The organism is Comamonas testosteroni (assembly GCF_000761245.1).
GTDB classification, from domain to species: domain Bacteria; phylum Pseudomonadota; class Gammaproteobacteria; order Burkholderiales; family Burkholderiaceae_C; genus Comamonas; species Comamonas testosteroni_C.
Map to the genome: position 1 here is coordinate 1 of NZ_AWOR01000077.1, position 10,560 is coordinate 10,560.

A 10,560-nucleotide genomic window follows, 5' to 3' on the forward strand; every position below is an offset into this window, starting at 1 on the left:
GCTTTATTTTCCGTTTTCTGAGACGACCCCAAAAAGAACAAATAAAAAGCGCCTACAAGGGCGCTTTTTTACTTCGGTACGCAATAGATTCAGTGCTAAACATCGTGTCGATTAGGCACGAGGAGTGTGCTTGAGCAATTCTGCTGCACGCCTACCGATCTAAAAATCGGCGTGATTTTATGAAATCACGCCGATTTTTTTAGGGGGGGGTTAAAAATTTAGCTCGTCAAATACGCCCAACTAGGTGTTTAGTCCCGGCATTTGATGGATCGGATCAATCCTGAAGCGTTTGGGCTCGGATGTCCACTGCTTGCAAATGAATTCATATGGGGTCAAGCCTTTGAGCGTCTTGAGCCTGCGACCGAAGTTGTAGGCATTGATGAAGTCAGCAAGATGCTGGCGAAGCTGTTCGTGATCCTCGTAATGGAAACGTTTGACGGTAGCTTCTTTGATGGTCCGGTTCATTCGCTCAACCTGCCCGTTAGTCCAAGGATGTTTGATCTTGGTGAGGCGATGTTCAATGCCATGCTCAGTGCAGACACGTCCAAAAATGTGATCGCCAGCGTACCGATCGCATGCACGGTTCGTGAACTGGATGCCGTTATCGGTCAGTACTGTATGGAGGGTGTACGGCACTGCCTTGATCAGATTGCGCAGGAACTGGGCAGCAATCATCTTGCCGGCCTTGGCATGGAGTTCGGTAAACGCGAACTTGGAGGTTCGGTCAATCGCCACAAACAGATAGAGCTTGCCTTGGGCTGTTTGCACCTCGGCAATGTCGACGTGGAAGTAGCCGATCGGGTAGCTCTTGAACTTCTTCTTGACAGGCTTGTCGCCCCCAACCTCTGGCAACCGCGAGATGCTATGACGTTGCAGACATCGATGCAGTGAGGAGCGCGTTAGATGCGGGATGGTCGGTTGCAGTGCATAAAGGCAGTCGTCTAGGGGCAGCAAGGTATGCCTGCGAAAGGCGACTATCGCCGCCTCATCCTCAATGGATAAAACAGTGGAGCGGGACCGTCTCGGTCCTGTTGGCAGATCGGTGACCGAGGCCCGTTTCTTCCACTTCGCCACCGTCTTCTGATTGATGCCATAGCGCGCAGAAAGCGCTCTCAGGCTCTCTTGACTATTTTGTATTGCTCGACGGACTGCCTCTGTCGTTGTGGCGTTCCCGTGCAGAACCTGGCACATAGTGCTTCCTTCCATTCAAGAGAAAAGATTGCACCATCAAAACCTGGGATCAAACACCTAGATACAGTTTTTGTAGTCCCAATTTGGGACTACAAAATTTATAGCTTGATAAGCAGGAAAAATCAGCGATAAACCTCGCGTCGATTGCCCACCTTCAATACCAAAACCCGCATCACACCGTCCTCAATGTCGGCAATGATGCGGAAGTCCCCCACGCGGTACTTCCAAAGCTCCCCCAGCTTGGAGCACTTTGAGTGCCTCGCCAATGCTGCGCGGGTCATCAAGTTGCGCCACGCGACCGTGCAAAAAGCTCAGGATGCGTCGGGCGTGCTGGTGGTCGAGCTGCTTGAGGTTTTTGACAGCACCTTCGGACAGCTCAATCTGCCAAGCCATACTGCTTCATAACGTCTTCCAAGGGCACGGCCTTGGATTTACCGGCACGCACCGCTTCAAGCTCACGCTCTGCCAAATAAACGTCTTCAAGGTCATCCAAGTGTTGCTTGATGGCTTCGAGCATGTAGAAGGTCTTAGAGCGGCCTGTTTGCTCAGCCAAGTGGCTCAGACGCTGGTTAAGTTCTGGGGGTAGGCGAAGAGATACAGACATGGCATCAACTCCTTTTGAGATACATGTAGCTCACATGGTAGCACCAGACGCAAAAAAGGCGCTTTGAGCGCCTTTTTTGTTGCTGTCGATAAGCAGTCCAAGTCGAAGTCTGAAGGTGACTGCAGTCGTTTAACTTAACAACGCTAATGACACCGATGCCCTAAGCAGTCATTGCGCAGCGGCTACTCCGCATGTCTATTCAGCTCTCAAATCGCTCTAGAAAACGCGGGTCGATTCACTCTATAGACGGGACTTATGGCAAGCTATGGCATGCATGGAGGCTCGATAAAGGTACGCGCCTGGTAAGCTGTGCCACTTGGTTCTTAGCTACAGTGCTCAGTCATGAACATCCTTTTATTTCTCGGCGGGCTCTTCTTGCTGGTCATGGGTGCCAGCTTGTTGGTGCGGGGCTCTTCCAAGCTGGCCCTGTCGTTTGGCATCAGTCCGCTGGTCGTGGGACTGACGATCGTTGCGCTCGGCACAAGCGCACCCGAAGTTGCAGTCAGCGTAGGGGCCGTGCTCGATGGGAAAACCGACATTGCGATTGGCAACGTGGTGGGCAGCAACATACTCAACGTTCTGTTCATACTTGGCATCAGCGCGTTGATTGCACCGCTGGTGGTCAACATTCAGCTGATCCGCCAGGAGGTACCGATCATGATCGGTGCATGTTTTCTCTTGCTCGCCTTGGGGTTGGACGGTCAACTTTCGTTTTTCGATGGCGGTTTTCTCTTCGTGCTGCTGGTGTCTTACACAGTGTTCCTGATCGTGCAGTCACGGCGCGAAACCCAGCTCGCCAAGGACGAATACGCGGCTGAGATCAAACCCTCTGCCCCCGGCGCCTGGGACGATCGGTTGTCGGTGCAGTTGCTACTGATTGCCGCTGGCCTAGCTGCGTTAGTGTTCGGCTCCGAGTACCTAGTGCAAGCATCGGTGAGTTTCGCCAAGGCCATGGGTGTGAGCGACCTGATCATTGGGCTGACCATCGTTGCCGCAGGTACCAGCATGCCCGAGGTTGCCACCAGCATCGCCGCAGTCATCAAGGGCGAACGGGACATCGCAGTGGGCAATGTGGTGGGAAGCAATACCTTCAACATTCTGGGCTGCCTGGGTGTCTCGGGCCTAGTGTCGGGTGAGCTGGGGTTGGACATGGCTCCATCGCTGCTGGCCTTTGACATCTGGGTCATGGTGGCAGTGGCGTTTGCCTGCCTCCCCGTGTTCATGACTGGTCGCGAGATCGCTCGCTGGGAAGGCGGGGTCTTTCTGGGCTACTACGTCGCATACGTGGCTTACTTGATCATGGCCGCGCAGCAGCACGATGCGCTGTCAGCATTCTCGGGCGTCATGCTCAGCTTCGTCGTACCGCTGACGGTCGTGACGCTGGTTGTTGTGTTGATCCGCCGCCCAGTAAAGAAAGGATAGAGCACTAAAACTTTGCCCTCGATAAGCATCGATTTTACCGTGAGCTATCGCTGCTAGCGGCTCATGCCTTGATCGTTTTCGCGGTAGTTTGCCTTCTGTGTGTCCAGCAGCTTGCGTAGCTGCTGGCTGCTTACCTTGTCAGTGGTGAGGCGTGCAAGGACGGCGACGCGAACCTCCTTGGGTGATGCGTTGTAGCTGTCGATCAATTGCTTGAGTGGTTCAGGCGTGGCCTGCCACTTGCCGCCCCTGTCACTCCACCCAAACGCCTTGGCTTCGCGGCTTGCGGCCATGCTGCGGAAGTCCTTGGGTACAGCCTCCAGCTCACGCTTGGCGACCGCGGCCGCAAGCTCCTGGCGAGCCTTGTCCTGGCGCAACTGCTCCAGCTTATCCAGCTCGTCCCGGTCGTCACTTTGAGCCACGATGACACGGCTGCGGGCCTGCCTGCGTAGCTGCTGATCCTGCTCAGACACTGCCCGCGACTTGGCTTGCAGCGTCTGCAGCGCTTGCTGGCCTTGTTCGGCCTGCTGCTCTAGCTGCAGCAGCTCAGCACTGCGAAACATCCCAGCGTCATGCATCTTGACCTTGAGAGGGTGCTTCTCACGCCATGCATGCACCGCCTGCTCGGCCTTGCGCACAAAGGCTTTGGCGGCTTCTTGCTGCTTGTTCAGTTCTCGGCGCTTGGCCGTGGACTCCATGACCATGCGGTCTTGCTCGATCAGGCTATCCACGCTGGGCAATTGCCGCCGGCGAATTTCCTCGGCCAGCTCGGCGCTGGTCATCCGAGACAGGCGCTGTTTTTCGGCCTCTGCGGGGTCTAAACGGGCCACAGGCAGGCGAACAGGGGTCGGGGCAGGGGAAGGTGCCTGCACGGTGCGTTTGGCTGCTCTAGCGGATTTTTCGGCCTCTATGCGCTGCGTGCGCTGGGCCTGTTTTTGCGCCAGCTCGGCTTGCGCTTGCTGATCGGCGGCCTGCTCTTGCGCCTTCATGGCGGCGATGTTGTCCGGGTGGTAGCGGCTGCGCGGATCGGGGCCTTGGGGATTTTGTGCGGCCTGCGCCCGTTTCTGACGCTCCGCTTCCAAGCTGATGATCTCTGCCTTGACGTTGGGCACCACATTAGCGAGTTCACGGTGTGCCTTGAATGCATCCCTGCGAGCTGCTCGCAGCTCTATCACCTTGGCCTTTCCCTGCCCACGCCATTCGCTGGGCAACTGCTTGCGTTCTGGTGCAAGCTTAATACCGCGCTCGGCATAGCTGCGCATGTCTATGCGCTGACCGTGACCAGCCATTTCTAGGTACTCATTACAAAGAACCTGCCAGCGTTCGCGCAGCGCTTTGAGTTCAGCAGCACGCTCAGCGGCGGTCAAGGTCTTGCCAGCGCTTGGGCCATAACCCTTGCGAGCACCGCCTTTTTCTGGTGCCTTTGCGTTGTAACGCTTGAAGTATTGGTCAGGATCGCGGTCGATGCCATCACACTGACGCTCAGAAAACATCAAGTGAACGTGTGGCTGCTCTCCACCATCAGCAGCATTGGGTGTGTGAATAGCCCATTGGTAGGCGTGATGCTCTCCGATTTCTTGGCGCACAAACGCACGCACCAACTCGGCCCGCTGCGTTGGCTCTAGCTCACGCGGCAAGGCGATTTCCATCTCTCGGTAGGCGGTGCCATTGACCCGCTCGAATACGTCTGCAGCACGCCAAAACTGCTGCGGCTGGGCCTTGGCCCATGCAGGCATATTGCCTGCCTCTGTGGCTTCCAGCTTCTCGCCACGCTCTAAGCGTTTGGCGTACTGCCCTTCACGGACGATGTAGGCGGCATGAGGTGCGGCTTTGCCCTTCTTGCCGACCTTCATGCTCAATCGTCCAATCGCCACGCTGATGCCTTTAATGTATTCGCGCCTTTAGGCGCTTGGGTTCGGGGGCTTGCCCCTGACGCGCGTTTCTCCTTTAGGAGAAACAACTAAGCGCGCCTTCTATGGAAGGAAGCATACAACGCATGCACACGCGCTGTCACCATTTGCATAGAATGGTGCATCACGACCAAAGGGAGTAGCACCGATGACGCAAGACAAATGGCTCAATGAGCGGCTGGCATATATTCGTGGCCTAAAAGCTCCGAATGACCAACAGCGGCTCATGCTGATGCTGGCTGAAAAAGGCACACTTAGTGCCGATGAGGCTCGCAAACTCAACGCTCTGATTAGGGCCGAAAAGGCGGCAGAGCGGGCACAGAAAGCCCGTGCCGATGTAGCTCGCATCATGAATGCGGAAAAAGCCCTACTGCGCAAGGCACGAGATCACGAGCTATACCAGTCTGCAGGGCTTTTGATTTTGGCTGGATTGGTGGACACCAAGACGGGCATTCCAACGATGGACAAGGGCGAACTTTTGGGCGCTTTGGTGAGCCTTGCTAATGCCAACACGCCTGCAGAAAAACGGGCCGAATGGAAAGCACGTGGTGATGCGCTGATGGCCTCAAAATCTGCCAAATGAGAGGCGGCTACTACAAAATTCCGCCGATACGTCCTGAGCTACAAGCGGCCTACGATGAAATGAAAGCCACAGGGCAGTTTTTTGCCTTCGCGGTCTGTCAGACGTGGGATGCCAAAAGTTGGAAAGTCAACACCAAGAAAGGCAACATTTACTGTGCCCTTGATGAACGATTTTCTACCGAAGAAGAGGCGCATGCAGCAGGTGCTGCATGGCTTGAAAAGCAAGAAAAATGAGTGGTCTATCGTGCCTTTGGGGCACCTTTGGAATCGCTTTGTGACAGCTTTTCAGCCTTTTGAGCAGCTTCCTCAAAAGCGGCCAACCTCCCCTCAGCACGGGCTGCACGCTCTGCCTGCTGTGTAGCATGATCGCTGGAGTGTTTCAGCTCTTGCGCATGTGCAGCTTGCAGCGCCGCCATTTCTTTCGCTAGCTTGGCGTTCTCTGCACGAACCTCTGAGATGTGCAGGGCTGCTTGCTGGGTAATCGTGCGCTGGCCTGCTTGTCTTCGTTGTTCCCCCAACGAGCAAGGTTTCCCTGTTTGCTGCGATGTGCCTGTAATTGGCTAAACCGTGCATCACTCGCAGCCAGGTCAAACTTATGCCATGTCCACTTGGACACGCTCTTGGCGATGTGCCACACCTCATTGCCTGCCAATGGCACCAGCAAGTCACCATTGCGCTCTAGCGCTTTGCCGTTGAGGTGAGATTGCCACAGTACGAAGTTGCGCACGTTGTGCTTATAGTGCCGGACATTGCGGTACGCGTGCTGCCTGAGCCACTCAAATAGGGGTCAGCTCACGAAACGGAAAAAATCGTACGCTATGCCTTGTCGTGCCAGCCCAGCACAATGATTGACATGCCCAGTAGCGCGACTCCAGCCCCCGTCCAATCCAGCGCGGACAGCTTCACGCCATCCACGACCCGAAGCCAAACCAGCGCGGTAGCCACATAAACGCCGCCATAGGCGGCGTAAACGCGGCCACTGGCGGCTGGGTGTAACGTGAGCAGCCAAACGAAGAGCGCCAAGCTCATCGCTGCCGGAATCAGCAGCCACATTGGCCCCCCTTTGCGCAGCCACAGGTAAGGCAGAAAGCAGCCGACGATCTCGGCAAGCGCTGTTGCGATGAACAGTCCGGTCGTTTTCAGAATCAAGATCAGTAGCTCCACAGTTGATAGACCTTACGAAGACGTTGCTAGCGGTGCCTGCTCGATCAATCGCAGCGGCCGGAACTTGCCCTGCTCGACGTGTTTGTTCTGCCGCCAGATGTAGTCGCCGGTCAGGTTGATGTGCTCCCAGCCCAGCGGCGAGAGATGTGGCAGCAGTCTCTCGTCGATGTCCTTGCCCGAGTCCCGCAGCCCCTGGATGGCCCGCTCCAGGTAGACGGTGTTCCACAGGACGATCGCCGCCACCACCAGGTTGAGGCCGCTGGCGCGGTAGCGCTGGTTCTCGAAACTGCGGTCGCGGATTTCGCCGAGCCGGTTCAGGAACACGGCGCGGGCCAGCGCGTTCTTGGCCTCCCCCTTGTTCAAACCGATCTGCACGCGGCGGCGCAGCTCGACGTTCTGCATCCAGTCGAGCGCGAACAGCGTGCGCTCGATTCGCCCAAGCTCGCGCAAGGCCACGGCCAAGCCGTTCTGTCGCGGGTAGCTGCCGAGCTTCCTGAGCATCAGCGAGGCCGTCACCGTGCCCTGCTTGATCGAGGCGGCCAGGCGCAGGATTTCGTCCCAATGGGCGCGAATGTGCTTCACGTTGACGCTGCCGCCGATCAGGCCGGCGAGCGTCGGGTACTGCTTGGCGTCGCCGTGGATGTACAGGCGCTTGTCGGTCAGGTCGCGGATGCGCGGCGCAAAGCGGAAGCCCAGCAGGTGCATCAGCGCGAACAGGTGATCGGTGAAGCCGGCCGTGTCGGTGTAATGCTCCTCGATGCGCAGGTCGGATTCGTGGTACAGCAGTCCGTCCAGGACGTGGGTGGCGTCGCGCACCGTGGCGTTGATGACCTTGGTGTGGAACGGCGCGTACTGGTCCGAAATGTGGGTGTAGAACTGCACGCCCGGTTCCTGGCCGTACTTCAGGTTCACCTGGCCGGCGGCGTGGCCCCGACCGCCGGCCTTGAAGTTCTGGCCGTCCGACGACGACGTGGTGCCATCGCCCCAATAGGCGGCGAACGGCTGACGGAACTGCGCGTTGACCAGCTCGGCCAGCCCGGCCGAATAGGTCTCGTCGCGGATGTGCCACGCCTGCAACCAGGTCAGCTTGGCATAGGTCACGCCCGGGCAGGATTCGGCCATCTTGGAGAGCCCCAGGTTGATGGCGTCGGCCAGGATGGTCGTCAGCAGCAGGTGTTGATCTTCGGCCGCCGCGTCGCTCTTGAGGTGCTTGAAGTGGCGGCTGAACCCCGTCCAGCCATCGACTTCCAGCAGCAGCTCGGTGATCTTCAGGTGCGGCAGCGGGCTGTACGCCTGTTGCATCAGCGCCTCGGCCTCGTCGGGCACGCCGTTGTCCAGCGGCGAAATCCTGAGCCGGCCGGTACTGGTGATGGCGGCGTCGGGCAGCTCGTTGGCGGCGGCCAGCCGCTCCACCGTCGCCAGTTGCTCTTGCAGCACCGTGAGGCGCGCCTCCAGGAAGCGCTCGCAGTCGGTTTCGACGGCCAGGCCCAATTCCCGCTGATCGCGCTGCGCGGCGAAACGCGGTGGCGGCAACAGGTAGTCCTCGAAGTCCTTGAACTGGCGCGAGCCCTGCACCCAGATGTCGCCGGAGCGCAGCGAGTTTTTCAGCTCGGACAGCACGCACAGCTCGTAGAAGCGCCGATCCAACCCGTCTTCGTTGCGCACCAGGCTTTCCCAGCGCTTGCGCACGAACGACGTGGGCGCATCGTCCGGCACTTTGCGCGCCTGGCGCTCGTTCATCCCTTTGAGCACATCGACGGCGGCGAGCAGCTCGCGTGCCGCCGGCGCGGCCTTCATGGTCAGCGCTTCCAGCAGGGCCGGCGTGTAGCGCCGGAGCTGGTTGAAGCCGTCGCCGACCAGCGCGAGGAAGTCGAAACCTTCCGGCTGGGCCAGCAGCTCGGCCTCGGTGATGCTCTCGGTGAACACCTCCCACGGGATGATGGCCTCGATGGCGGCGAACGGATCGCCGCCCGACTGCTTGGCTTCCAGCAGGGCGCGGCCGATGCGCGAGTAGAGCCGCACCTTGTCGTTGATCGCCTTGCCGGACTGCTGGAAGCGGTCGGCGTGGTTGCGCTTGGCCTTGCTGAACAGCGCGCCCATGAAACGGTCGTGCAGGTCGATGATCTCGTCGATCAGGGTGGCGCGGGTATCGAGGATCACCGCGGACAGGGTCGCATAGCGGCGGCTCGGCTCCAGGTCGCGCAGGTGCTGGGCCGTCATCTGTCCTCCTTCGCGGGCGAGCTTCAGCAGGCGGTTTTGGTGGACGGTGTGCTCCAGCCCATCCGGCAACGCCAGGTCACGGAGGGTCTTCAGCCGCTCCAGGTGGGCCAGCACATGCTTGGGCTTGGGCGGGCCGGGCGGCTGGCGCAGCCAGATTAGCCCGCTGCCCTTGGTGCCCTCGCGGATCGCCAGCAGACCGTCGAGCGCACGGCGATGGTGATCGGCCAGCGGCGCGGTCAGCGCCGCGTACACCTGGCGCGTACCGCGCGTGAGCGCCTCGCTACATACACGCTCGATGACATCGATGGCCGGCAGGATGATACGTTGCTGCCGCAGCAGCTCGACCAGCGCCTCGGCCAGCACGATACCCCGGTCGGTCTGCTGGGCCAGCTCGGCGAGCTGGTGGACGAAGCGCCGGTAGTCGGCGGCCGCGAACGGCGTCAGCTTCAGCCACGCCTGCAATTCCAGCAGGTGCTCGCGCCGGGTTTCCGGCCGCTGCGCGTACTGCGGCCAGATGTCCGGCGCGATGCGCAACTGGCGGCCGACGATATTCAGCAGGGATGCGGGCGGTTCCGCGTCGGTCGGCAGGGCGAAGCCGGGATAGCGCAGGTAGCACAACTGCACCGCGAAACCGAGCCGGTTGTGGTTGCCGCGCCGTTGGCGGATCACTGACAGGTCGGGTTCGGAGAAGGTGTAATGCCGGATGAGGTCGTCGTCAGTGGTCGGAAAGGCAAGCAGGCCGGTGCGCTCGGCGGGCGTCAGCAAGCTGCGGCGCGGCATGGTCAGTCATCCGTTCTCAGGTATTGGTACAGGGTTTCGCGGCTGATGCCGAATTCGCGGGCGAGCTTGGCTTTCTGCTCGCCGGCGGCGGCCCGCCGGCGCAGCTCGGCCACCCGCTCCGGCGACAGCGCCTTCTTGCGGCCCCGGTAGGCCCCGCGCTGCTTGGCGAGCGCGATGCCTTCGCGCTGCCGCTCGCGGATAAGGGCGCGCTCGAACTCGGCGAACGCGCCCATCACCGACAGCATCAGGTTCGCCATCGGCGAGTCCTCGCCGGTGAAGGTCAGGCTTTCCTTGACGAATTCGATGCGCACGCCGCGCTGGGTGAGCTTCTGCACTAGACGGCGCAGGTCGTCGAGGTTGCGCGCCAGGCGGTCCATGCTGTGCACCACCACCGTGTCGCCCTCGCGCACGAAGGCGAGCAACCGTTCTAGCTCGGGGCGCTGGGTGTCCTTGCCCGATGCCTTGTCGGTGAACAGCCTGTCCACCGGCACATGCTCAAGCTGGCGTTCCGGGTTCTGGTCGAAGCTGCTGACGCGGACGTAGCCGATGCGCTGACCGTGCAAAGGGTCCTCCTGAGGGGAATGTGTCAGGAAGAAATCTATGACTCTTGACGGTGCGTGTCAATCAATTCTGAAGGCGACTCTATTCTGACGCTTTCGCGCCGGATGGTCTGACGCCATGTTAGGGTAT

At 59.5% G+C, this 10,560-nt stretch carries 10 protein-coding genes; 3 read left to right on the plus strand and 7 right to left on the minus strand.

Annotation, left to right across the window (positions count from 1 at the left end; genetic code table 11):
- Positions 1-240: 240 nt before the first annotated feature.
- The 3 genes from P353_RS22015 to relB all read right to left on the minus strand — a co-directional run bounded on the left by P353_RS22015 (position 241) and on the right by relB (position 1,795).
- Positions 241-1,191, minus strand: a complete 951-nt coding sequence (locus P353_RS22015; RefSeq protein ID WP_034374589.1) for an IS481 family transposase — start codon at positions 1,189-1,191, stop codon at positions 241-243.
- Positions 1,192-1,313: 122 nt separating this feature from the next.
- Positions 1,314-1,472 carry a type II toxin-antitoxin system RelE family toxin gene (locus P353_RS30275; RefSeq protein ID WP_332835658.1) on the minus strand — a complete coding sequence of 53 codons (159 nt, stop codon included), beginning with the start codon at positions 1,470-1,472 and terminating at the stop codon, positions 1,314-1,316.
- Between the two features lie 95 nt (positions 1,473-1,567).
- Positions 1,568-1,795: a TraY domain-containing protein gene (gene relB / locus P353_RS22025; protein WP_174863006.1), complete on the minus strand. Its 228-nt coding sequence runs from the start codon at positions 1,793-1,795 to the stop codon at positions 1,568-1,570.
- A 342-nt stretch (positions 1,796-2,137) separates the two neighbouring features.
- Between relB and P353_RS22030 the strand changes: the two genes are divergently transcribed.
- Complete coding sequence (locus P353_RS22030; RefSeq protein ID WP_034374593.1) at positions 2,138-3,217, plus strand: calcium/sodium antiporter; 1,080 nt, start codon at positions 2,138-2,140, stop codon at positions 3,215-3,217.
- A 53-nt stretch (positions 3,218-3,270) separates the two neighbouring features.
- Here the strand turns inward: P353_RS22030 and P353_RS29665 are convergent, their stop codons facing one another.
- Positions 3,271-5,067 (minus strand): MobA/MobL family protein, encoded by a 1,797-nt coding sequence (locus P353_RS29665; protein ID WP_052084977.1) that lies wholly within the window; start codon positions 5,065-5,067, stop codon positions 3,271-3,273.
- A gap of 205 nt (positions 5,068-5,272) precedes the next feature.
- Between P353_RS29665 and P353_RS22040 the strand changes: the two genes are divergently transcribed.
- Together P353_RS22040 and P353_RS22045 are read left to right on the plus strand one after the other, a co-directional pair.
- Entirely contained in the window at positions 5,273-5,707 is a 435-nt protein-coding gene (locus P353_RS22040; RefSeq protein ID WP_034374595.1) for a conjugal transfer protein TraD, read from the plus strand.
- Complete coding sequence (locus P353_RS22045; RefSeq protein WP_052084978.1) at positions 5,704-5,940, plus strand: hypothetical protein; 237 nt, start codon at positions 5,704-5,706, stop codon at positions 5,938-5,940. Before P353_RS22040 ends, P353_RS22045 begins: the two co-directional genes overlap by 4 nt.
- A gap of 582 nt (positions 5,941-6,522) precedes the next feature.
- Here P353_RS22045 and P353_RS22050 read toward each other — a convergent pair.
- The 3 genes from P353_RS22050 to P353_RS22060 are packed head-to-tail and all read right to left on the minus strand — an operon-like array spanning position 6,523 to position 10,433.
- Complete coding sequence (locus tag P353_RS22050; RefSeq protein ID WP_349255540.1) at positions 6,523-6,858, minus strand: YnfA family protein; 336 nt, start codon at positions 6,856-6,858, stop codon at positions 6,523-6,525.
- 24 nt (positions 6,859-6,882) lie between these two features.
- Positions 6,883-9,870: a Tn3 family transposase gene (locus tag P353_RS22055; RefSeq protein ID WP_008063270.1), complete on the minus strand. Its 2,988-nt coding sequence runs from the start codon at positions 9,868-9,870 to the stop codon at positions 6,883-6,885.
- A gap of 2 nt (positions 9,871-9,872) precedes the next feature.
- Positions 9,873-10,433, minus strand: a complete 561-nt coding sequence (locus P353_RS22060) for a recombinase family protein (protein WP_008063271.1) — start codon at positions 10,431-10,433, stop codon at positions 9,873-9,875.
- Positions 10,434-10,560: the final 127 nt, after the last annotated feature.

Coding starts and splice junctions, on each gene's coding strand:
- P353_RS22015 (WP_034374589.1), bottom strand. CDS start 1,191: ATGTGCCAGGTTCTGCACGGGAACGCCACAACGACAGAGGCAGTCCGT.
- P353_RS30275 (WP_332835658.1), bottom strand. CDS start 1,472: ATGACCCGCGCAGCATTGGCGAGGCACTCAAAGTGCTCCAAGCTGGGG.
- relB (WP_174863006.1), bottom strand. CDS start 1,795: ATGTCTGTATCTCTTCGCCTACCCCCAGAACTTAACCAGCGTCTGAGC.
- P353_RS22030 (WP_034374593.1), top strand. CDS start 2,138: ATGAACATCCTTTTATTTCTCGGCGGGCTCTTCTTGCTGGTCATGGGT.
- P353_RS29665 (WP_052084977.1), bottom strand. CDS start 5,067: ATGAAGGTCGGCAAGAAGGGCAAAGCCGCACCTCATGCCGCCTACATC.
- P353_RS22040 (WP_034374595.1), top strand. CDS start 5,273: ATGACGCAAGACAAATGGCTCAATGAGCGGCTGGCATATATTCGTGGC.
- P353_RS22045 (WP_052084978.1), top strand. CDS start 5,704: ATGAGAGGCGGCTACTACAAAATTCCGCCGATACGTCCTGAGCTACAA.
- P353_RS22055 (WP_008063270.1), bottom strand. CDS start 9,870: ATGCCGCGCCGCAGCTTGCTGACGCCCGCCGAGCGCACCGGCCTGCTT.